The 22,337-nt window shown below is 71.1% G+C and carries 21 protein-coding genes; 5 read left to right on the forward strand and 16 right to left on the reverse strand.

Going from position 1 to position 22,337, the window contains the following annotated elements; genetic code table 11:
* Positions 1-7: 7 nt before the first annotated feature.
* From MFF64_RS04270 to MFF64_RS04280, 3 genes are all read right to left on the reverse strand, one after another.
* Positions 8-1,009, reverse strand: coding sequence for an Hsp33 family molecular chaperone (locus MFF64_RS04270; protein WP_099905199.1), 1,002 nt, complete (start codon positions 1,007-1,009; stop codon positions 8-10).
* 372 nt (positions 1,010-1,381) lie between these two features.
* The gene (argF, locus tag MFF64_RS04275; protein WP_099905201.1) at positions 1,382-2,329 is read right to left on the reverse strand and encodes an ornithine carbamoyltransferase; all 948 of its coding nucleotides are present in this window, start codon (positions 2,327-2,329) and stop codon (positions 1,382-1,384) included.
* A complete protein-coding gene (locus tag MFF64_RS04280; RefSeq protein WP_099902049.1) occupies positions 2,329-3,522 on the reverse strand; it encodes an aspartate aminotransferase family protein in 1,194 nt (397 codons plus the stop codon). The genes argF and MFF64_RS04280 overlap by 1 nt, the downstream gene beginning before the upstream one ends.
* A gap of 313 nt (positions 3,523-3,835) precedes the next feature.
* Here MFF64_RS04280 and MFF64_RS04285 point away from each other — a divergent pair, with 313 nt between their 5' ends.
* The gene (locus MFF64_RS04285; protein ID WP_099902051.1) at positions 3,836-4,309 is read left to right on the forward strand and encodes a RidA family protein; all 474 of its coding nucleotides are present in this window, start codon (positions 3,836-3,838) and stop codon (positions 4,307-4,309) included.
* Between the two features lie 3 nt (positions 4,310-4,312).
* Complete coding sequence (locus MFF64_RS04290; RefSeq protein WP_238189762.1) at positions 4,313-5,068, forward strand: glycerophosphodiester phosphodiesterase; 756 nt, start codon at positions 4,313-4,315, stop codon at positions 5,066-5,068.
* 45 nt (positions 5,069-5,113) lie between these two features.
* On the opposite strand, the gene MFF64_RS04295 is transcribed toward MFF64_RS04290, so the two are convergent.
* The 4 genes from MFF64_RS04295 to MFF64_RS04310 form a co-directional block, all read right to left on the reverse strand.
* Positions 5,114-5,362 carry a hypothetical protein gene (locus MFF64_RS04295; protein WP_207768250.1) on the reverse strand — a complete coding sequence of 83 codons (249 nt, stop codon included), beginning with the start codon at positions 5,360-5,362 and terminating at the stop codon, positions 5,114-5,116.
* Positions 5,363-5,651: 289 nt separating this feature from the next.
* Positions 5,652-5,882 carry a hypothetical protein gene (locus MFF64_RS04300; protein ID WP_099908023.1) on the reverse strand — a complete coding sequence of 77 codons (231 nt, stop codon included), beginning with the start codon at positions 5,880-5,882 and terminating at the stop codon, positions 5,652-5,654.
* 153 nt (positions 5,883-6,035) lie between these two features.
* A complete protein-coding gene (locus MFF64_RS04305; protein WP_099908021.1) occupies positions 6,036-6,923 on the reverse strand; it encodes an MBL fold metallo-hydrolase in 888 nt (295 codons plus the stop codon).
* Between the two features lie 497 nt (positions 6,924-7,420).
* Entirely contained in the window at positions 7,421-9,439 is a 2,019-nt protein-coding gene (locus MFF64_RS04310; RefSeq protein ID WP_099908019.1) for a protein meaA, read from the reverse strand.
* A 185-nt stretch (positions 9,440-9,624) separates the two neighbouring features.
* On the opposite strand from MFF64_RS04310, the gene ccrA reads away from it, so the two are divergent.
* From ccrA to MFF64_RS04325, 3 genes are all read left to right on the forward strand, one after another.
* Positions 9,625-10,920: a crotonyl-CoA carboxylase/reductase gene (gene ccrA / locus MFF64_RS04315; RefSeq protein ID WP_099908017.1), complete on the forward strand. Its 1,296-nt coding sequence runs from the start codon at positions 9,625-9,627 to the stop codon at positions 10,918-10,920.
* A gap of 124 nt (positions 10,921-11,044) precedes the next feature.
* The gene (gene leuD / locus MFF64_RS04320; RefSeq protein WP_099908015.1) at positions 11,045-11,647 is read left to right on the forward strand and encodes a 3-isopropylmalate dehydratase small subunit; all 603 of its coding nucleotides are present in this window, start codon (positions 11,045-11,047) and stop codon (positions 11,645-11,647) included.
* Positions 11,648-11,824: 177 nt separating this feature from the next.
* Entirely contained in the window at positions 11,825-13,024 is a 1,200-nt protein-coding gene (locus MFF64_RS04325) for a lytic murein transglycosylase (protein WP_099908013.1), read from the forward strand.
* A 46-nt stretch (positions 13,025-13,070) separates the two neighbouring features.
* Here the strand turns inward: MFF64_RS04325 and MFF64_RS04330 are convergent, their stop codons facing one another.
* The 9 genes from MFF64_RS04330 to MFF64_RS04370 form a co-directional block, all read right to left on the reverse strand.
* On the reverse strand, positions 13,071-14,291 hold the full coding sequence (locus tag MFF64_RS04330; protein ID WP_238189765.1) for a CynX/NimT family MFS transporter: 1,221 nt from the start codon (positions 14,289-14,291) through the stop codon (positions 13,071-13,073).
* A gap of 137 nt (positions 14,292-14,428) precedes the next feature.
* Positions 14,429-14,854, reverse strand: a complete 426-nt coding sequence (locus MFF64_RS04335) for a helix-turn-helix domain-containing protein (RefSeq protein WP_099908009.1) — start codon at positions 14,852-14,854, stop codon at positions 14,429-14,431.
* Positions 14,851-16,551: an apolipoprotein N-acyltransferase gene (lnt, locus tag MFF64_RS04340; RefSeq protein WP_099908008.1), complete on the reverse strand. Its 1,701-nt coding sequence runs from the start codon at positions 16,549-16,551 to the stop codon at positions 14,851-14,853. The genes MFF64_RS04335 and lnt overlap by 4 nt, the downstream gene beginning before the upstream one ends.
* A 155-nt stretch (positions 16,552-16,706) precedes the next feature.
* Positions 16,707-17,747 (reverse strand): hemolysin family protein, encoded by a 1,041-nt coding sequence (locus MFF64_RS04345; protein ID WP_238189767.1) that lies wholly within the window; start codon positions 17,745-17,747, stop codon positions 16,707-16,709.
* Between the two features lie 33 nt (positions 17,748-17,780).
* Positions 17,781-18,266 (reverse strand): rRNA maturation RNase YbeY, encoded by a 486-nt coding sequence (ybeY, locus tag MFF64_RS04350; protein WP_099902294.1) that lies wholly within the window; start codon positions 18,264-18,266, stop codon positions 17,781-17,783.
* Entirely contained in the window at positions 18,263-19,393 is a 1,131-nt protein-coding gene (locus MFF64_RS04355) for a PhoH family protein (RefSeq protein ID WP_099902292.1), read from the reverse strand. Before MFF64_RS04355 ends, ybeY begins: the two co-directional genes overlap by 4 nt.
* An 11-nt stretch (positions 19,394-19,404) precedes the next feature.
* Positions 19,405-20,781 carry a tRNA (N6-isopentenyl adenosine(37)-C2)-methylthiotransferase MiaB gene (miaB, locus tag MFF64_RS04360; protein ID WP_238189771.1) on the reverse strand — a complete coding sequence of 459 codons (1,377 nt, stop codon included), beginning with the start codon at positions 20,779-20,781 and terminating at the stop codon, positions 19,405-19,407.
* Positions 20,782-20,848: 67 nt separating this feature from the next.
* A complete protein-coding gene (locus MFF64_RS04365) occupies positions 20,849-21,718 on the reverse strand; it encodes a lysophospholipid acyltransferase family protein (RefSeq protein WP_099906361.1) in 870 nt (289 codons plus the stop codon).
* A gap of 114 nt (positions 21,719-21,832) precedes the next feature.
* Complete coding sequence (locus MFF64_RS04370; RefSeq protein ID WP_099906359.1) at positions 21,833-22,255, reverse strand: hypothetical protein; 423 nt, start codon at positions 22,253-22,255, stop codon at positions 21,833-21,835.
* Between the last annotated feature and the right edge of the window lie 82 nt (positions 22,256-22,337).

Below are 22,337 nucleotides of genomic sequence, written 5' to 3' on the forward strand. Positions count from 1 at the left end.
CCGGACTTCACGCCTCTTGGCTGCGGGCGATCTCGGCCTCGACCTCGGCCGGATCGAGGTCGTAGTGGCGCGAGCAGAACTCGCAGGTGATGCCGATGCGGCCGTCCTCGCCGACGATGTCGCGGCGCTCCTCGGCCGAGAAGTTGCGGACCATCCCCATCACCCGCTCGCGCGAGCAGCGGCAGGCCTCGTGCACGCCCTGCGCCTCGAACACCCGCACGCCGCGCTCGTGGAAGAGGCGGTAGAGCAGGCGCTCGCTCGACACGGTGGGATCGACGAGCTCGTGATCCTCGATCGTCGCGATCAGGGATTTGGCCTCGACCCAGGCATCGTCCTCCTGCCGCCGGCTGTCGTCGAGCAGCGCGTGCCCCTCCGGCAGGTCGCCGGGCGGCAGGTCGGCGAGGCGGGCGCGGTCGGGCGAATGGGGCAGGAACTGCACCAGCAGACCACCGGAACGCCAGGCTTGACCTGCGCCCTCGACCTGCTCGGCGACGGCGAGGCGCACCCGGGTCGGGATCTGCTCCGACTGGCGGAAATACTGGTGCGCCGCCTCCTCGAAGCCCTGGCCCTCCAGGGCCACCACGCCCTGGTAGCGGCTCTGGGCCGAGCCCTGGTCGATGGTCATGGCGAGGTGGCCGCGGCCGAGGAGCCGGGCGGTATCGGCGCGGGGCCCCGCCTCGGCGACGCGTCCGGCATCGAAGCGGGCGGTGGCGCGCACCCGGTCGGGCGCCTCGAAATCCACCACCACCATTTCGACCGGGCCGTCGGACTTGGTCTGGAGCTGGAACCGCCCCTCGAACTTGAGTGAGGAGCCGAGCAGCACGGTCAAGGCCGCAGCCTCGCCAAGCAGCCGCGCGACGGTGTCGGGGTAGCCGTGACGGCGCAGGATGGTGTCGACGGAGGGGCCGAGGCGCACGACGCGACCGCGCACGTCGAGGGGCTCGACCGCGAAGGGCAGGATCGCGTCGTCGCGGCCCTCGGGGCTCTGGGAAGTGGTCGTCTCGGACATGCTCTCACCGCAACCGACCGCCCCGATGCGGGAAGCCGGCACTCGTGCAGGACGATGAAGGTCTCCCGGCGAGGCGCCTTCCGCGCGAGCCGCGGCGCATGCCCTCAGACGGAGCGGGCAGGCGGAGCGATGGGGCAGGAGACGCCGCGGCGAGAGACCGGCGTACCCCGCTATATGGTGGTCCGGGCAGCGATGTCGAAGGGCTGCTGCCTGGGCTGGATGGGCGATGTTGTCGAGGGGGTTATCGCCCGAGCCGAGGCGGCTGAGCCCGCTTGGCTGGATCCGACGGCATCGACGGCTACTCGGTCATCCCGCGGCGCGGCCCCGGGTTGACCAGGAGGGTGTCGATACCGTCAGCCTGGTAGCCCGCCGTCAGGACACGGCGCCGAGGCACCAGGCCAGGATGCCCTTCTGGGCGTGCAGCCGGTTCTCGGCCTCGTCGAACACCACCGATTGCGGCCCGTCGATCACCTCGGCGGTGACCTCCTCGCCGCGATGGGCCGGCAGGCAGTGCATGAACACCGCGTCCTTGGCAGCGGCCGCCATCAGCCGGCCGTTGACCTGGTAGGGCATCAGCAGGTTGTGGCGGTGCGCCTCGTCCTCGTCGCCCATCGAGACCCAGCAATCGGTCACGACCGCGTCGGCCCCCGCCACCGCCTCGAACGGGTCGGTGGTGATGGTGAGCTCCGCGCCCTCGGCCTTGGCGCGGGCGATCAGGCTCTCCGGCACCGGCAGTTCCGGCGGGCAGGCGACGTTGAGGCGGAAGTCGAAGCGGGCCGCGGCGTGGGCCCAGGAGGCCAGCACGTTGTTGGAATCCCCCGACCAGGCGACGGTGCGGCCCTTGATCGGGCCGCGATGCTCCTCGAAGGTCAGCACGTCGGCCATGATCTGGCACGGGTGCGACTCCTTCGTCAGGCCGTTGATCACCGGGATGGTGGCGTACTCGGCCAGTTCCAGCATCATGCCGTGGTCGAGGATGCGGATCATGATCGCGTCGATGTAGCGCGACAGGACCCGGGCGGTGTCGGCGACGGTCTCGCCGCGGCCGAGCTGCATCTCCCGGCCGGTGAGCATCAGCGTCTCGCCGCCCAGCTCCCGCATCGCCACGTCGAACGAGACGCGGGTACGGGTCGAGGGCTTGTCGAACACCATGCCTAAGAACTTGCCGGCGAGCGGGCGCTCGGCCGGCGGCTCGCCCTTGCGGCGCCGCCGCTTCAGGTCGGCGCAGGCGTCGAGGACCGTGCGCAGCTCGGTGCTGGAGAAATCGGTCAGGTCGAGGAAATGCCGGGGAGCCGGCGCGATCTTCACGGGCGCATTCATCACTCGGCGGCCCTCCGGCCCCTCGTCTCCATGGCGGCGCAGGCCGCCTCCAGCTTGTCCAGTGCCGCAGCCACCTCGGCCTCGCCGATGATCAGCGGAGGCAGCAGGCGCACGACGTTGTCGCCGGCCGGGATCACCAGCAGGTGCTCGTCCCGGGCGGCGGCGGCGAAGTCGGTGTTCGTCACGACGAGGCGCAGGCCCATCATCAGGCCCTCGCCGCGGATCTCGTCGACGATGTCGGGGTAGCGGTCCTTGAGCGCGGCGAGGCGCTGCTTCAGGAGCAGGCCGGTCTGGCGGACATGCTCCAGGAAGCCGGGCGCGAGGATGATGTCGAGCACGGCGTTGCCGACGGCCATCGCCAGCGGGTTGCCGCCGAAGGTGGTGCCGTGGGTCCCCACCACCATGCCGCGGGCCGCCTCGCGGGTCGCGAGGCAGGCGCCCATCGGGAAGCCGCCGCCGATGCCCTTGGCCGAGGACAGGATGTCCGGCGTCACGCCCGACCATTCGTGGGCGAAGAGCTTGCCGGTGCGGCCGATGCCGGTCTGGACCTCGTCCATGATCAACAGGAGGCCGTGCTCGTCGCACAGAGCCCGCAGGGTGCGCAGCCACTCGTGCGAGACCACCCGCAGGCCGCCCTCGCCCTGGATCGGCTCGATCATCAGGGCGGCGGTCTCGGGCGTGATGACCGCCTTCAGGGCCTCGAGGTCGCCGAACGGCACCTGGTCGAACCCGTCGACCTTCGGGCCGAAGCCCTCGATGTATTTCTGCTGGCCGCCGGCCGCGATGGTGGCGAGGGTGCGGCCGTGGAAGGCGCCCTCGAAGGTGACGATCCGGTAGCGCTCCGGGTGGCCGTCGGCGGCGTGGTACTTGCGCGCCATCTTGATGCAGGCCTCGTTGGCCTCGGCACCGGAATTGGCGAAGAACACCACGTCGGCGAAGCTCGCCTCGGTCAGCCGCTCGGCCAGCCGCTCGGCCTCCGGCACCTCGAAGAGGTTCGAGACGTGCCAGACCTTCTGGGCCTGCTCGGTCAGTGCGGCGACCAGGTGCGGGTGGCCGTGGCCGACCGAGTTGACCGCGATGCCGGCGCCGAAGTCGAGATATCGCGAGCCGTCTCGGGCGACGAGCCAAGCGCCCTCACCGCGCTCGAAGGACACCTTGGCCCGGGCGTAGGTCGGCAGCAGCGAGGAGGTCACGATCTCGTCTCCGTCGCGGTCGAGTGAGTCGGTCGACCGGAAAACAAAGCGCCGCCTCGAAGGGCGGCGCGCGCGGATACTATGGAATGAGAGCGCTGTGTCAACGCCGCGCAACGAAGATGACGCCGAGATGACACCGAGATGCCCGCTCGATGCCGCTGGCCCGGGGTTGCGGCCGGACTTCCTTCGGGGCACAGACCCTCGGGCGGCCGGTCCCGGCCGCACCGCGGCGGGGTGCCGCGGGACGACGGACCGGCCCGAGACGCCCGGCGGATCGACGCCCCGGGGGCGGGCCTGGTGGGAGACCAGACAGATGAGCGCGACCCTCGACCGCCTGAAGGAGCTCGGCCTCACCCTGCCGCCCGCCGCGGCACCCGTGGCGAACTACGTCGGCTTCCAGCGCAGCGGCAACCTGGTGGTCATCTCGGGCCAGCTGCCCTTCGGCGCCAACGGCCAGATCGACCCGGCCCACAAGGGCAAGGTCGGCGCCGCGGTCTCGCCGGAGGCCGCGGCGGAAGCGGCCCGGCACTGCGCTCTCAACGTGCTGGCGCAGCTGCGCGCGGCGGCCGGCAACCTCGACGACGCGGTGGTGTCCTGCCTGCGCCTCGGCGGCTTCATCAACACGGCGCCGGGCTTCTCGGCGGTGGCGGGCGTGATGAACGGCGCCTCCGACCTGATGGTGCAGGTGCTGGGCGAGCGCGGCCGCCACGCCCGCTCGACGATCGGCGTCGCCGAGCTTCCCCTCGACGCCGTGGTCGAGGTTGAGGGCATGTTCGAGGTTCGCTGAACGATGACAGACCGCCTCGCCCCCGGCTGGCTGATCGCCCGCCCGATCGCCCATCGCGGCCTGCACGACAGGGCCGCCGGCATCCCCGAGAACACGATCGCTGCCGCCGAGGCCGCGATCGTCGGCGGCTACGCGATCGAGTGCGACGTGCAGCTCAGCCGGGACGGCGAGGCGATGGTCTTTCACGATGCCGGCCTCGGCCGGCTCACCGGGGCCGACGGCCTCGTGCGCGAGCGCGACGCCGCCGATCTCGGGCAGCTGACGGTGCTCGGCAGCGCCGAGCGCATCCCCACCCTGGCGGAGTTCCTGGAAAAGATCGCCGGCCGCACGCCCCTCGTCATCGAGGTGAAGACCCGGCACGACGGCGATCTGGCGCTCGCCCGCCGCACCGCCGAGATCGTCGCGGCCTATGACGGTCCGGTGGCGCTGAAATCGTTCGATCCCGTCATCGTCGGGGCGCTCGCCGATCTCGCTCCCAAGATCCCGCGCGGCGTCGTGGCGGAGAGCCGCCACGATGACCCGGCTTACGCCAACCTCACCGAGGCGCAAAGGCACGGGCTGGCGAACCTGCTGCATGTGTCCGAGAGCCGACCGGACTTCCTGTCCTGGCGCGTCGACGACCTGCCGAACGCCGCGACGCATCTCTGCCGCCTGCTCGGCCGCATGCCGGTGATGACCTGGACCGTGCGGACCGAGGCGCAGGTGCGGCTCGCGCGGGCGCATGCCGACCAGATGGTGTTCGAGGGCTTCCGGGCCTGACCGTTCCAGGATGTGCCGGGCCCTGATCAAGGCCTGGCAGGTTGATCAAGGCCTGGCAGGGGCCTGGAACCAGGCGAAGCGGGGCATGATCCCGGTGAGTGAGGCGGACGGGATCTCAAGGCTCAACGCATCCGCGACGGCATCGGCTTCGTCCATGTCGAGCCCGACCTGCAGCACCCCGTCGATCACCGCGATGGCGCCGGAGCGCACGTCGTAGACTGTCCAGCCGGCGCGGTCGCGGCGTATATCGTAGCGGATCAGGTCGGCATGGGGAGACATGACGGGCTGGGACATGGTGTACGTCCTGTTGGTTTATCTCTGATTAGTCCTGCAGGGGCGCGGTTACTGTGCCGGCGCGCACGCGATGCGTCGGATGGCGGGGTGGCGAGATGCAGCTGGAGCGCGATCCCCCTTTTGTGGCGGAGAGTGCCCCGTGGAGCAGGCGGGAGACGGGAAACACGCCTCCAGAAATAACCGAACTGGCGTGCGGGGCGCCCTCCGGATCGGCGTCGTGCCGCCCCTCCCCCGGCTCGCTGCGCCCCCCCCACTCTCCGCAGAGGCGGGAGGGTTCGGGCGGGCGGCGTCAGGGCCAGTCGCCCCGCCCGATCGGCCCCGCCCGCACGTATCCCCGCGAGATCAGCCGATCCCGCTGGCGCGTCCGCCGCTCGGCCTCGCCGAGATCCGCGAGGGCGTCGGCGATCGCCCGGCGAAGCGCCAGGCCCGCGTCGCCCCCGGCGGCGGCGAGATAGGCGGTCGCGATCGTCTCGACGCCGGGCGCCCGCCCGTCCCATCGTTCCGCCGGCTCGTGACTCATGGATCCTGGCTCACCGCTGCACGCCGCCGGCCACGGCCGACTCACGTTAGAACATAACGTGAACAAGCCACGGCGAGGCTGGTGCGGTCAAGCTGCGTTCTCGCCTTGGGAGCCGGCTGGCGGCGCGATGTGGATAGCGGGGAGAGAGGCGCCTCACGGCGTCCGCGTCGCCTCCGGCTCGCCGGCGCGGACCGGCGCCTCGACGTAGCGCCCCTTCTCCGGCACCGCCACCGCGGCGAAGTTGCGGGCGAGATCGTGCAGGGCTTGGCGCAGCCCCGGACCGCGGAGGGGTCGGCCGTGACCGGTGAGCGCCAGCTCAGGCTCGAGCTGCGCCAGGGCCTCGACCGAGCGCCCGGCGGCCTCCCAGTCGATGGTGAGGTAGCGCGGCGGTCCGTGCATCTCGGGCGCCTGGGTCGCGACGGCGTAGACCGATTCCTGGGCCGTGGTGACGAAGGCGTCCCCGGCGATGAGCGTCCGGTCGGCGGCGCGCCAGAGCGAGACATGGCCAGGAGAGTGACCCGGCGTGTGGATCCAGCGCCAGCCCGGCAGCGGCGGCACGTCGCCATCCTCCGGCAGGAGACGAAGGCGGGCGCCGACATCGACCGGGCGCGTCGGGAACAGAGGCGAGAGCCGGGCGAGAAGGCCGCCGCCGACACTCGGATCCGGGGGCGGATAGGCGGCGCTGCCGTCGAGATAGGGCCGTTCCAGGGGATGGGCCCAGACCGGGACGTCCCAGGCCTCGGCCAAGTCCTCGATCACGCCGACATGGTCGAAATGGCCGTGGGTGAGCACGATCGCCGCCGGCCGGGCGCCGGCCCCGAACCGGGCGGCTGCGGCCGACTCGATGGCGCCGCGCGATCCCAGGATCCCAGCATCGAGCAATACCCAGCCGCGGTCGCCGGCCCCGGGCACGCCGAGATAGGCGACGTTGACGATGGCGTGGCGCTGGTAGGCGAGGTCCGGGCGCAAGGCATGGGTGCCGTCCGGGCCGGCGGGCTCGTCGGCGACCGAATCGGGGCCGATCGGAATCTGCTGGGTCATGCCGGCACCTCGCGACGGGGACGCCCGGCTCAATGCTCCCAAGGAGTATCAGTTCCCGCTGACGCGCCCGGCACGCGCCGGTTTCCTGACGCTTCTGCCACAGCGCATTGCCGGCCGCGCCTCCTTGGGCGTGATCGAGAGCGGCTTCGGCGGCCGCTGTGCTGGCATGGACCCCCGGGCCGGCTGGTCGCCGACTTCGCGAAGCGTCTGGATGTCTGCAGCAATGCAAAGATGGAGCCGCTCCGCGGCACTTTCTCTGCCGGATCCTGGATCTCCTTCCGCTATCGCGGCTGTCGCGCGGGAAAGGGGAAGTGCCTCATCATGAACCGTTCGCCCGCCGGCACGGCCAAGGCTTTCTGTCACTGACTGTCATGATCCGGTGGACGGCCCCTGATACGCTGCCCGGATCGGAAGACCGGGTCAGGGAATCACCCGTCCCGATCCGAAGAAGGTGCCTCGAGGGAGCCCTGACCTGGCTCCCCCGAGACATCCTTCCCTCAGAACACCTCTTCCCGCCGCGGCGCCGCATCCTCCGCCTCGCGCCGGGCGATCGACCGCTCGACCACCTTGGCGAGGCCGACCATGATCGTGTCGAGGGCGTAGTCCTTCGGGGTGTAGATCGCCGCCACGCCCATGTTCTTCAGCACCAGCTCATCCTCGGGCGAGATGATGCCGCCGACGACGACCGGGATGTGGTCGAGGCCTTCCTGGCGCAGGCGGGCCCGGACCTCGCGCACCAGCGGCACGTGCGAGCCCGACAGGATCGACAGGCCGATGATGTGAGCATTGCGCTCGCGGGCCTTGGCGACGATCTCGGACGGGGTCTGACGGATGCCGTCATAGGTCACGTCGAAGCCGACGTCGCGGGCGCGCAGCGCGATCTGCTCGGCGCCGTTCGAATGGCCATCGAGGCCGGGCTTGCCGACGACGAGCTTCGGTGCCTCGCCCAGGCGCTCGCCGAGATCGGCGATGAGCAGGCGCGCCTCCTCGGCCGCCCCCGAGGTGACGGTCTCCGGGGTCACGCCGGTCGGCGCGCGGTACTCGCCGAAGACCTGGCGCAGGCGCTCGCCCCACTCGCCGGTGGTGACGCCGGCCTTGGCGCAGGCGATCGAGGCCGGCATCACGTTGCGGCCCTCGCGTGCCGCGGCCTCGAGTTCGTCGAGCGCCGCCGCGGCGGCGCTCGCATCGCGCTGGCTGCGCCAGGTCTTGATGCGGCTCTGCGCCTCCATCTCGACCGTCTCGGAGACGGTGAAGATCGCGCCGTCCCCGGCGGTGAGCGGCGAGGGCTCGCCGTTCTGAAACTTGTTGACGCCGACGACGACCTGCTCGCCGCGCTCGATCGCGGCGATGCGCTTCGCGTTCGATTCGACCAGCGCCCGCTTCATCGTCCCGGTCTCGATGGCGGCCACCGCGCCGCCGAGCGCGCCGATGCGGGCCAGTTCCGCCCGGGTCTCGGCCTTCAACGCCTCGACCTTGGCGTCGACGACGACCGAGCCGTCGAAGATGTCGTCGTATTCGAGGAGATCGGTCTCGAAGGCGAGGATCTGCTGCATCCGCATCGACCACTGCTGGTCCCACGGTCGCGGCAGTCCGAGCGCCTCGTTCCAGGCCGGCAGCTGCACCGCGCGGGCGCGGGCGCGCTTCGAGAGGGTGACGGCCAGCATCTCGATCAGGATGCGGTGGACGTTGTTCTCGGGCTGCTGCTCGGTGAGCCCGAGGGAGTTCACCTGCACGCCGTAGCGGAAGATGCGCTTGCGCGGATCGTCGATGCCGTAGCGGTCGCGGGTGATCTCGTCCCAGAGATCGCAGAACGCCCGCATCTTGCAGATCTCGGTGACGAAGCGCAGGCCCGCATTGACGAAGAACGAGATCCGCCCGACCACGTCGGCGAAGCTCGCCTCGTCGAAGGCCGGATCGTCCCGCACCGTGTCGAGGACCGCGATGGCGACCGCCAGCGCGTAGGACAGCTCCTGGACCGGCGTCGCCCCCGCCTCCTGCAGGTGGTAGGAGCAGACGTTCATCGGGTTCCACTTCGGAACCTGGCTCGTCGTGAACAGGATCACGTCCTTGGTGAGCCGCAGCGACGGACCGGGCGGGAAGACGTAGGTGCCCCGCGACAGGTATTCCTTGATGATGTCGTTCTGGGTCGTGCCCTGGAGGGCCGAGAACGGCGCCCCCTGCTCCTCGGCGACCGCGAGATACAAGGCCAGCAGCCAGGGGGCCGTGGCGTTGATGGTCATCGAGGTGTTCATCTGGGAGAGCGGGATGTCCTGGAACAGGGTCCGCATGTCGCCGAGATGCGCGATCGAGACGCCGACCTTGCCGACCTCGCCGCGGGCGAGCTCGTGGTCGGGGTCGTAGCCGGTCTGCGTCGGCAGGTCGAAGGCGACCGAGAGGCCGGTCTGCCCCTTGGCGAGGTTTCCACGGTAGAGCGCGTTCGATTCCGCCGCCGTCGAATGGCCCGCATAGGTGCGGATGATCCACGGCTTGTCCCGCTTGACGTCCGGTTCGCCCATCTGCGCCCTCGCCCCTCGTTGCCCGGCCGCCCGCCTCGGCGCCAGGATGGTAACCTCACCCGACTTGACCGTCATCCATGACGTAAGGCCGACAAGTAGGCCACGTCGCCAAAAGGGCTATTGAGGCCCCCTGGAACGACGCTAGAATTCACGGTGCAGTGCATCATTTCAAGGGAGGGTCCGCGATGGCAGCGAGCGCCGCGTTGGAACCGGTGGCAAAGGGTGGCCCCCAGGTGAAGGATCTCTACGAGATCGGCGAAATTCCGCCGCTCGGCCACGTCCCGTCGAAGATGTACGCCTGGGCGATCCGGCGCGAGCGCCACGGACCGCCGGAACAGTCGATGCAGATCGAGGTCCTGCCGACCTGGTCGATCGGCGACGACGAGGTGCTCGTCCTCGTGATGGCCGCCGGCGTCAACTACAACGGCGTCTGGGCCGGACTCGGCGAGCCGATCTCGCCGTTCGACGTGCACAAGGCCGACTTCCACGTCGCCGGGTCCGACGCCTCGGGCATCGTCTGGGCGGTCGGTGCCAAGGTGAAGCGCTGGAAGGTCGGCGACGAGGTCATCGTCCACTGCAACCAGGACGACGGCGACGACGAGGAGTGCAACGGCGGCGACCCGATGTTCTCGCCGTCCCAGCGCATCTGGGGCTACGAGACTCCGGACGGCTCCTTCGGCCAGTTCTGCCGGGTGCAGTCGCGCCAGCTGATGCGGCGGCCCCAGCACCTGACCTGGGAGGAGAGCGCCTGCTACACGCTCACCCTGGCCACCGCCTACCGGATGCTGTTCGGCCACGCGCCGCACACGATCAAGCCGGGCCAGAACGTGCTGATCTGGGGCGCCTCCGGCGGCCTCGGCGTGTTCGGCGTGCAGCTCTGCGCGGCGGCCGGCGCCAACGCCATCGCGGTGATCTCCGACGAGTCGAAGCGCGACTACGTCATGAGCTTAGGGGCCAAGGGCGTCATCAACCGCAAGGACTTCAACTGCTGGGGCCAGCTGCCGAAGGTCAACTCGCCCGAGTTCAACGAGTGGACCAAGGAAGCCCGCAAGTTCGGCAAGGCGATCTGGGACATCACCGGCAAGGGCAACGACGTCGACATCGTGTTCGAGCACCCGGGCGAGGCGACCTTCCCGGTCTCGGCGCTGGTGGTGAAGCGCGGCGGCATGGTGGTGTTCTGCGCCGGCACGACCGGCTTCAACATCACCTTCGATGCCCGCTACGTCTGGATGCGGCAGAAGCGCATCCAGGGCTCGCACTTCGCCCACCTGAAGCAGGCCGCCGCCGCCAATCAGTTCGTCATCGACCGCCGGGTCGATCCCTGCATGAGCGAGCTGTTCCCCTGGGACAAGATCCCGGAGGCCCACACCAAGATGTGGAAGAACCAGCACGCGCCGGGCAACATGGCGGTGCTGGTGAACTCGCCGCGCCCGGGCCTGCGGACCTTCGACGACGTGCTGGAGCTGTCGGGGTCGCGATAGCGACCCGCGTCGCGGTAACGCGCCGACGCGCTTCCCGCCGCACGGGCGACTTGCTAGAACCCGTCCGAACTGACGCCGCGCGGACATCCGATCCGCGCGGCGCGCTGCCCGGACGAAGAGTCAGATGGAAAAGTTCACCGTGCTGGAGGGCGTCGCGGCGCCGCTGCCGATCGTCAACGTCGACACCGACCGCATCATCCCCAAGCAGTACCTCAAGACGATCAAGCGTACCGGCCTCGGCAAGGGCCTGTTCTCCGAGATGCGCTACCGCGACGACGGCTCGGAGAACCCCGACTTCGTCCTCAACCAGCCGGCCTACCGCAACGCCAAGATCCTGGTCGCGGGCGACAATTTCGGCTGCGGCTCGTCGCGCGAGCACGCCCCCTGGGCGCTCGCCGATTTCGGCATCCGCTGCATCATCTCGACCAGCTTCGCCGACATCTTCTTCAACAACAGCGCCAAGAACGGCATCCTGCTGATCACCGTGAAGCCGGAAGACCTGGAGAAGCTCCTCGACGACGCCAATCGCGGCGCCAACGCGACGCTGACGATCGATCTCGAGAACCAGGTCATCAAGGGGCCGGACGGCGGCACCCTCCACTTCGACATCGACCCCGCCCGCAAGCACAACCTGCTCAACGGCCTCGACGATATCGGCCTGACCCTCGAGAAGGCGTCGTCGATCGACGCCTACGAGCAGAAGCTCGCCGACCGGCCCTGGGCCTGACGGTGCCAGGTACCGTTCGGGGCGCGACGGTTAGCCTCGAACGATAATCCCGCGAGGCCGGCGGGCGGTTCGCCGCGGCGGATCGCCCTCCGGTCGCCGATTCCATCAGGTTTTCCTTAACCCTGATGACGCCCTATTCCGGTGCTTGGATCGGCGAAACGGGAGAGACTTCTGCTCATGACGCGGCGCGCGACCCTCAAGGCCGCCACCCTGCTCTGCCTCGCCGGATTCGGCCTGCCGCAGGCGGCGCTGGCGGATTTCCGCTCCTGCCTCGCCGGGATCGGCCAGGATGCGGCGGCGGCCGGCGTATCGCCGGCGGCGTTCCAGGCGGCGACGGCCGGCATCACCTTCGACGACAAGGTGATCGAGCTGTCCCAGGCCCAGCCCGAGTTCAAGACCCCGATCTGGGACTACATGGCCGCCCTCGTCGACGACGAGCGGGTCGATGACGGCCGCGCCGCCATGCGCCAGCACGCCAGCGCGCTGGCCCAGGCCGAGGCGCGCTACGGCGTCGACCGCTACACCATCGCGGCGGTGTGGGGCGTCGAGTCGAATTTCGGCAAGAACCTCGGCAAGATGCCGCTGGTGCAATCACTCGCCACGCTGGCCTGCGGCGGCACCCGCCGGCGCGAGTTCTTCCGCAGCGAACTGATCGCGACTCTCAAGATCATCGCCAAGGGCGACATCGCGCCCGAGCGCCTGACCGGCTCCTGGGCTGGCGCCTTCGGCCAGACCCAGTTCATGCCGACCACCTACCATCGCCTCGCGGTCGACCTCGACGGCGACGGGCGGCGCGACGTGGTCGATTCGGTGCCGGACGCCGTCGGCTCCACCGCCAACTTCCTGCGCGTCGCCAAGTGGCACAACGGCCAGCCCTGGGGCTACGAGGTGCGGCTACCCTCCGGCTTCAACGTGTCGGCGGCGGGCCGCAAGAACAAGAAGCCGGTGACGCATTGGGCCTCGCTCGGCGTCACCCGGCTCGACGGGCGGCCGCTCTCGGCCGAGGGGCCGGTCGGCATCCTGGCCCCGGCCGGCGCCAACGGCCCGGCCTTCCTGGTGACGAAGAACTTCGACGCGATCTACTCCTACAACGCCGCCGAATCCTACGGGCTCGCCATCGCGGTCCTGTCCGACCGGCTGCGCGGCAAGGCCGGCGTGCAGACCGCCTGGCCCACCGACGACCCGCCCCTGTCGCGGGCCGAGCGCCGCAGCCTGCAGAGCGCGCTCGCCGCCCGCGGCTACGATGTCGGCGAGCCGGACGGCCGGGTCGGCGCCAAGACCCGCGAAGCGATCAAGGACATCGAGCGCCGGCTCGGCATGCCGCAGACGGGGCGTCCCGGCGCCAAGGTGCTCGAGGCGCTGGTCCGCAGCAACTGAGGGTCCTCACGCCCTCGGGCAGACCGGCTACGAGGGCGCGAGACGTTCAGATCCGGACCGTCCGGTCCCGCGCGGCGAGCAGCCCGAAGCTCGCCGCTCCGAGGCACAGGGCGGCGTAGAGCGCCGCCGGCAAGCCCCAGCCGCCGCTCAGGTCGTGCACGATGCCGACCAGGAACGGTCCCAGCGCCGCGCCGCAATAGCCGACGCCCTGCGCCATGGCGGAGAGCTCGGCGGCGGCGCGGGGGTCCCCGGCCCGCAGCACGATCAGCGTCAGGGCGAGGCCGAAGCAGCCGCCGAGCCCGAGACCCAGCAGCAGCGCGAAGCCCCAGGCGAACGCCAGCGGCCCGACCAGGAGCCCGGTGAAGCCGATGAGCGGCAAGGAGATGACCAGCACCACCCAGGGCCGCTGATCCGGGCGACGCGCTGCCAGCGTCGGCACCACGAGGGCGAGCACGCCTTGCGCCAGCGCCGAGACCGAGGCGACGAGGCCGGCCGCCACGATGTCGAGGCCCCGATCGACCAGGGCGGCGGGCAGCCAGCCGAACACGATGTAGGCGAGGGAGGATTGCAGCCCCATGAAGCCGGTGACCTGCCAGGCCAGGGGATCGCGCCACAGCCGGCCTGACGGGCGCGCGGCCGAGGCGGAGGGCAGCGGCCGGGCGTGCACGAAGGGCAGCCAGCAAGCGGCCGCCACGAGGGCGGGCGCCGCCCACAGCATCAGGGCCCCTTCCCAGCCGAGGTCGAGGGCGCGGCGCGCCGGAACCGTGAAGCCGGCACCGGCAGCGGCGCCGAGGCAGAGGAGCGCGGTGTAGAGGCCGGTCATCAGCCCGGCCTGGTCGGGGAAGTCGCGCTTGACGATGCCGGGCAGGATCACCCCGACGATCCCGATCGCCGCGGCAGCGACGACCGAGCCGAGAAACAGCAGCGGCACCCCGCCGAGGCCGCGCAAGACGAGGCCAAGGGCCAGCACGACCAGGGCCGCCAGCACGCTGGCATCCGGCCCGAGGCGCCGCACCAGCACCGGCGCGAGGCGGCCGAAGACCCCGAGACACAGGACCGGCACGGTGACGAGAGCCCCCGCCAGGGCGCCGGAGAGGCCGGTCTCGGCCCGGATGCCCGGCAGGAGCGGGCCGATGCTCGACAGGGCGGGCCGGAGATTGAAGGCCACCAGCATCAGCCCGAGTCCGATCAGGACCGGATGGAAGCCCGCCTCCGCCTTCTCCGGACGCGCGATCCCGGCGCCCGGCTCCCGTTCGATGCTCCGCAAGGCCGTCCCCCCTGTCGCGCTGACGCGCGAGACTGTCGCGCATTGGCACGCGTTCGGGAGGGTCATACAACCGCGGCGTCAGGGGGGGCAGCGAAACCTTTGCAACCCCGTCCCCCGGGAATCGTCGCTGGATATCGTCACTCCGCGCCGTCGGGCGGCGCTCCGCTGGTGCCGATCGCCTCGACCAGGCTGATGATGCGCCGGCGCAACTGGTGGTCGGTGATGCGCTGGAAGGCGCGCACCAGCTGCAGGTCCTGGCTGGTCCAGAACACGTCGTGGGCGGCGGTGTCGGAGGCAGGCTCCGCCGCCACCTCCTCGCTCCGCCCACCATCCTGGCGCGGCGCCCCCTCGTAGAAGAAGCTCACCGGGACGTTCAGCATGTCGGCGATCTGGCGCAGCCGGCTGGCGCTGATCCGGTTGGTCCCCTTCTCGTATTTCTGGATCTGCTGGAACGTCACGCCGAGGGCGTCGCCCAGCTTTTCCTGGCTCACGCCGACGAGAAGCCGCCGGACGCGCACGCGGTGCCCGACATGACGATCGACCGGATCGGGTGCCTTCTTCACATCGACGCTCCGCGGGGCGGGACAGGCGCGCGACGAGTGCGCGCCGCAAGGGCCATGAGCCAGCACCCTAAGAGCATGACGATGAAAAAAACATCGCCGAATCGTACGTACGCCGTACTTTCCCTAAGGTTCTTCGGGAGGTTTCGATCGAGCACGCCTTCGGTGCCCACCGACAACATCCCGGTCACCCGCCCATAAGGATCAACCACCGCGCTGATTCCGGTGTTCGCGGCCCGCACGAGAGGAACGCCTTCCTCTACGGCACGGAGACGCGCCTGGGCGAAGTGCTGACGCGGGCCGGGCGTGTCGCCGAACCAGCCGTCATTGGTGACGTTGAGGAGCAGCCCCGGATGCTCCCGGCGCGAAGCGACGGCGCCGGGGAAGATCGCCTCGTAGCAGATCGAGGGCGCCACCGGCGGCAGGCCCGGAACCGCGAGCGGCGGCCGTTCCTGCGCCTCGCCCGCGGTGAAGCCCCCCGGCACGGCCACGAACTGCTTGAGACCGAGCGTCCGCAACAGGCGGTCGACCGGTCCCGGCAGGTACTCGCCGAACGGCACCAGGTGGAGCTTGTCGTAGCGCCCGCCGACGAAGCCGTCCTGCCCGATCATCAGGATCGAGTTGTAGAAGTGCAGCCGCTCGCCGGGCAGCGGCTCGTCGGCCCGCGCCGCGCCGGTGACGAGAAGCGTGCCAGGCGGCAGCGCGGTGCCGATCCGCCGCAGGGCCTGGGGATCGCGCTGGATCAGGAACGGGAACGAGGATTCCGGCCAGATCAGGTGGGTGACGTCCTGCAGGCCCTGGCGGTCCGGCGCGGTGGCGCTGTCGCTGAGGCCGAGGTAGCGCTCGAGGATGCCGTCCCGGTTGCGCGGGTTGAAGCGGGCATCCTGCGGGATGCTGGCCTGGACGAGGCGCAGGCGCACGCCGGGCACCTCCGGCATCGGGCCGGCCGGTACCCGCAGCGCGCCGCCCGCGCCGAGGCCGGCGAGGACGAGGAGCGCGGCGATGGGTGGCCCGAAGCGCCGCGACGGCCCGCCCGCATCGGCGAGGGTGGCCGGGGCGGCGCAAGCCAGCACAGCCAGCACGGTCAGCCCGTAGAGCCCGACGACGGACGCCGCCTGCATCAGCCAGAGATTCTGGCCGAGCGCCATCCCGAGGGCGTTCCAGGGAAAGCCGGTGAACAGGTGCCCACGCAGCCACTCGGCGGCGGACAGCCCGAAGGCCAACGCAGCGATCCGACCCGGTCCCGGCGACCAGAGCAGCCGGGCGGCGGCGAAGCCCACGCCGTAGAACAGCCCGAGGGCCGCCGGCAGGCCGAGCACCCCGAGCGGCATCAGGTAGGCGAACTGGTCGGCCTCGACGAGGAAGGCGGCGCCGAGCCACCACAGGCCGGCGGTGAGATAGCCGAAGCCCCAGGCCCAGCCGATCACGCCGGCGGCGAGCGCCGTGCCGGCGCGCCGCCCGAGGCGCGAGGGGGCGGTGGCCGCCCCGTCGAGCAGCCAGACCGCCGGCACCAGGGCGACGCAGAGGGCGGGCAGGAAGCCGAAGGGCGGCATCGCCAGGGCCCCGCAGGCGCCAGCGAGCCAGGCCAGGGCGAGACGGGTCCAGCCGGCGGTGAGGGCGATGCGGTGGGCGAGCGGCGCGAGGCCGAAGGGCGCCGCCGGGGCAGCGAGCGGCGCCCCGTTCGAGTCGATGTCGTGCATGGGCGGGCTCGCGGGACGGCACTCGGGCGGACAGTCATCGCGCCTGTCCGCTTCATCTGTTGTTGGAGCATCGTGATCTGCCGAAGCGGCGACCGCTTCGGCACCGGCCGTCTTGCGGCCGGCGGCGCGATGCTCGCGGGGCTCAGCCAGGCGGATCAGGCGGCGGAATCGGTTCGCAAGCTGGCCTCGCCGTCGGGCGGCGGCAGGGCCAGGGGCGTCTCCGGCCCCTCGAGCCGGGCGAGACCGCGATGCATGCGCAGGCGCTTGATCCGCCGCGGATCGGCATCCAGCACCTCGACCTCGAAATCGCCCGGCACGGCGATGACCTCGCCCCTCGCCGGGACCCGGCCGGCGATGGTGACGATCAGGCCGCCGAGAGTATCGACCTCCTCGGCCGCCTCTCCCACCGCCGCCACGAGGTCGACCCCCGTCGCCTCGGCGACGTCGTCGAGGCTCGCCCTCGCGTCGGCGACGAAGATCTCGCTCTCGCCGTCGACCTTGAGGACGCGGTGGCCCTCGGCCACGTCGTGCTCGTCCTCGATGTCGCCGACCACGACCTCGATCAGATCCTCGATCGAGATCAGGCCGTCGGTGCCGCCATACTCGTCGATGACGAGGGCCATGTGGGTGCGGCTGGCCTGCATCCGGGCGAGCAGGTCGATCGCCGGCATCGAGGGCGGCACGAACAGCACCGGGCGCAGGATGCGGGTGGTGGCGAGCGTCGCCGTCAGATCCACCCCGGCGAGGTCGGGCAGGCGGTCGCCGCCGGCCTCGGCCCGGCTCGCCATGTAGTCGACGAAGTCGCGGATGTGGACCATGCCGCGGGGGTCGTCCAGGCTCTCGCCGTAGACCGGCAGGCGGGAATGGCCGGCGCCGCGGAACACCTTCAGCAGCTCGCCGAGCGCGGTGTCGATCGGGACCGCCACCACGTCGGACCGGGGGATCATCACGTCGTCGACCCGCACCCGGTGGAGGCTGAGCACGTTCTTGAGCATCGCCTGCTCGACCGGGGAGACCGGGTGGTCGCCGTTCTGCACCTCGGCCAAGGCATCCGAGAGGCCGTCGCGCTGGGCGTCGCGCGGCTTCAGGTGGAAGATGTTCAGAAGGCGATCATACCAGGGTTCGCGCCCCGGACTGTCGTCCTCCGGGATCGCCTGCGCGGTCGCGGCGGCGCTGCGACTTCGATCGTTGCTCATGTCTCTCGCGTCTGGGGTGAGGGCGTCCGCGGCTCAACCGGCCACGTCGCCGTACGGGTCCGGCACGCCGAGGCGCCGCAGGGCCGCGACCTCCAACGCCTCCATGGCGTCGGCCTCGGCGTCGCCGAGCTCGTGGTCGTGACCGAGGAGGTGCAGCGTGCCATGAACCACGAGATGGGCGAGGTGGTGGTCGAGGGGCTTGGACTGCTCCCCACTCTCGCGCAGCATTGTGTCATACGCAAGAACCACGTCGCCGAGGAGGCGCGGCCCGCCGCCATGCGGCTGCTCATTGGGGAAGGACAGCACGTTGGTCGGCTTGTCCTTGGCCCGCCAGGTGCGGTTCAGCTCCTGCACCGCGGGATCGTCGGTGAGCACGATGCTGATCTCGATCGGTCCGCCCGGCGGCACGATCGCGAGCGCCGCCTCGACCGCGCGGGCGACGAAGGCCTCGAGGTCGGGCACGACGGCCTCCCAGCGCGGGTCCTCGACCGCGACGTCGATCTCGTCATGCTCGCTCACGGCAGCGGTCCCCGGCGCGACGGCGTCGGCCGCTGGGGTGCCTCGTCACGATTCTCCTGGGCGTCCGCCTCGTAGGCCGTGACGATCCGGCGCACCAGATCGTGGCGCACCACGTCGACGTCCCGGAAGGTGACCCGGCCGATGCCCTCGACGCCATCGAGGATCCGCACCGCCTCGACGAGGCCGGATTTCTGGCCCTGCGGCAGGTCGATCTGGCTCGGATCGCCGGTGACGATCATCCGGGAATTCTCGCCGAGCCGGGTCAGGAACATCTTCATCTGCATCGAGGTGGTGTTCTGCGCCTCGTCGAGGAGCACCACCGCATTGGTGAGCGTGCGGCCGCGCATGAAGGCGAGCGGCGCGATCTCGATCATGCCGGTCTGGAGGCCGCGATCGACGTGGCGCGCCTCCATGAAGTCGTAGAGCGCGTCGTAGATCGGCCGCAGGTAGGGATCGACCTTCTCGCGCATGTCGCCGGGCAGGAAGCCCAGCCGCTCGCCGGCCTCGACCGCCGGGCGCGACAGGATCAGCCGCTCGGCATGGCCCTGCTCGAGCAGCGAGACGGCGTAGCCGACGGCGAGCCAAGTCTTGCCGGTGCCGGCCGGCCCCTCGGCGAAGACCAGTTCGTGGTTGCGCAGGGCCTTGATGTAGGCGTCCTGTGCGGCGTTGCGGGCCCGCACGCCGCCGCGGCGGCGCGTGGCGATCTGGTCGAAGGACGGCCGCTCGCCGTTGGTCGGCGCCTCGTCGGCGGAGAAGAGGTTGCCCTGCAGCGACGATTCCTGGATCACCCCGTCGACGTCGCCGAGGGTGAGCGGCGCCCCTCCCCCGTCGCGGACGCGGGCGTAGAGCAGCTCCAGCACCCGGCGCGCCCGCTCGGTCGAATCAGGCGGGCCCTTGACCACGACGTGGTTGCCGAGCGCCGTCGCCACCACGCCGAGGCGACGCTCGAGGTGGGCCACGTTCTGGTCATACTGGCCGAAGACCAGGCTCGCCAGGCGGTTGTCGTCGAAGGTCAGGGCGACCTCGGCCGCCTCGCTCAGGCCCGCGACCGCCCGCGGGGCGAGTTCCCGCTCGCGCGCGGGGTCGCGCCCTCTCGGCCCGCGGCCGCCCGCCTCTCCCGTCGCCATCCTGTCGTTCCTCACGCGGCGACCGTCGTCGCGGTCGCACCGGCCGTCATTGCAGGGTCCGCCGATTCGGTGACCGCCTCGCCGAACAGGCTGTTCGAGCCGGCCCGGGTGATCCGCACCGGAACGATCGTCCCGATCGCGGCCGTGTCGCCCTCGATCTGCACCGCCTGGAGATAGGGCGACTTGCCGGCGACCTGGCCCGGATGGCGGCCGGCCTTCTCAAGCAGCACCGGAACGGTCTGACCCACCGTGGCGTGGTTGAAATCCTGGCGCTGGCGCTCGAGCAGCTCCTGCAGCTCCGCGAGCCGCGCGCTCTTCACCGCCTCCGGCACCGCGTCAGCGCTCTCCGCCGCCGGCGTGCCGGGACGCGGGCTGTACTTGAACGAGAACGCGCTGGCGAAGCCGACATCCGCGATCAGCCGCATCGTCTCGGCGTGGTCGGCGTCGGACTCGCCCGGGAAGCCGACGATGAAGTCCGAGGAGAGCGCGATGTCGGGCCGCGCTGCCCGCACCCGGTCGATCAGCCGGCGGTAGGTGTCGGCATCGTGCTTGCGGTTCATCGCGTGGAGAATCCGATCCGAACCCGACTGCACCGGCAGGTGCAGGTAGGGCATCAGGGCCGGCAGGTCGCGATGCGCCGCGATCAGGGCCTCGTCCATGTCGCGCGGGTGGCTCGTGGTGTAGCGCAGGCGCAGGACGCCCGGGATCGCGGCGACGCGGTGGAGCAGCTCACCGAGCGTCCAGTCGCGGCCGTCCGGGCCCGTGCCGTGATAGGCGTTGACGTTCTGGCCGATCAGCGTCAGCTCGCGGGCGCCGGCCGACGCCAGTCGCTCCGCCTCCGCCACGATCTTCTCGACCGGGCGCGATACCTCGGCCCCGCGGGTATAGGGCACGACACAGAAGGCGCAGAACTTGTCGCAGCCCTCCTGCACGGTGAGGAAGGCGGAGACGCCCGGGGTGCGCCGCGCCGGCAGGTGATCGAACTTGTCCTCGACCGGGAACTCGGTGTCGACGACGCGCCCGTCCTTCGACGCCGCCAGCAGCTGCGGCAGGCGGTGGTAGCTCTGCGGGCCCACTACCACGTCGACGCCGGGCGCGCGGTTCAGGATCTCGCGGCCTTCCGCCTGCGCGACGCAGCCCGCCACCACCACCGTGGTGTCGCGTCCGGCCTCCGCCCGCTCGCCCTTCAGCACCCGTAGCCGGCCGAGCTCGGAATAGACCTTCTCCGCCGCCTTCTCGCGGATGTGGCAGGTGTTGAGGACGACGACGTCGGCCTCCTCCACGGCGCCGGTCTCGACGAAGCCCTCGCGGCCGAGCAGGTCGACCATGCGGGAGGCGTCGTAGACGTTCATCTGGCAGCCGTAGGATTTGACGAACGCTTTCTTCAACGAACCGGCCCTGAGCGGAGATGATCGGAGGTGGCGGGGGCGGCCCGATGGAGCCGCTTCCCGTCATTTAAGCCGTCGCGGCCGGAATGAGAATAGGCGGCGACTCGTGCACGGGGCGGGGGACGGGCGCCGGCTGGGGTACGGGCGGGCGGCCGGTCACCGCCTCCTGGAGGGCGCGGCGCACCGAGGCCTCGGCGAGCGCCGTCGCGGCCTTGCGGTCGGTGCCGGCCGCGAAGGCGATCGGCTCGCCCCAGGTCACCTGGACGTCGATCGGCCCGCGCTCGAAGAACAGCTTGACGCTGGGGCCCAGCTCCATGTCGCCGTACCAGGCAATGTCCGGGCGCTCGGCCCGGGTGAGCGGCAGGCCGTTGCGGCGGGTATAGGCGATGCAGAGCGGCTGGAGCCGCACCCGGTCGAGCCCGCCCTCGGTGATCGCCGCCCGGGCGGCGCCGACGAGGGAGGTGCGGAACGGCAGGAGCCGCGTCCCGTCGCCGGTGGTGCCCTCGGCGAACAGCACGATCAGCTCGCCGTCGCGCAGGCGCCGGCTCATCTCGGTGTTGACCACCGCGGTGTGGCGCTTGCGGGCGCGGTCGATGAACACCGTGCGCTGGAGCCGCGCGAGCGTGCCGATCACCGGCCAGCCGGCGATCTCGGACTTCGCCACGAAGGAGAGCGGACGCAATGCCCCGAGCACCGGAATGTCGAGCCAGGAGATGTGGTTGGCGATGACGAGCGCCGCCTCCCGCGGGGCCGGCGGCGTGCCGGTCACGGTGATGCGGATCTGGAACAGGCGTAGGAAGGCCCGGTGCAGCAGAGCCGGCGCGTGCCCGGCGAGGCTGCCCCGCCCGAGCTTCAGGATCAGCCAGTGCGGCCCGGCAAGGAGCGCGAAGGCGAGGGCGTAGGCGAGGAGCCGCAGGCCAGCGACGAGGTACGTCATGGTTCGGACGGCGGGGGCTCGGCTCGGGAAGGTCGTCTGGCGGGCCGCACGTGGGCACCGCGCGTCCCCCGCCGCATACCAAGTCCGGCCCGGAGCGTCCACCGCGCCGGATCGTCAGTGCGCCAGGGCGAAGCCCGCCGGTGCCTGCGTCTCGTCGTGGCCGGGATGATACATGTCCATGTAGACGACCGCCTCGCCGGCGCCGGCACAGCGCACGGCGTATCCGTCGATGATCGACTCGTAGGGGCCCGCACCGAAGGAGCCGATCCGGTGGAAGGCGGGCGCGTCGCCGGCCGGGCAGCGCAGGCGCGCCAGGAAGGCGCGCTCGCCGTGCGGGCCGAGCACCCGCACCGGATTGTCCCGGCTGCCGAGCGGAAAGGTCCCGGCAGTCGCGACCCGGCTCGCCAGTTCCTCCCCCGAGACGCGGCCGCTCATCTGCATCAGCAGATCGACGTTCGGCGCCGCGCCGGATTGCGCGACGGCCGGTCCGGCGAGGCAGAGGACGAGCACCAGCGAGGCAGGCAGGCGACCGGACATCGGGGCGGCTCCATCCCGGCCGCGCGCATCCCGGCAACCGGCCACAACCCACTATTCTGACGTTGCGTCAGAATTGCGGTCG

Source organism: Methylobacterium frigidaeris (assembly GCF_022179185.1).
Lineage (GTDB): Bacteria > Pseudomonadota > Alphaproteobacteria > Rhizobiales > Beijerinckiaceae > Methylobacterium > Methylobacterium frigidaeris.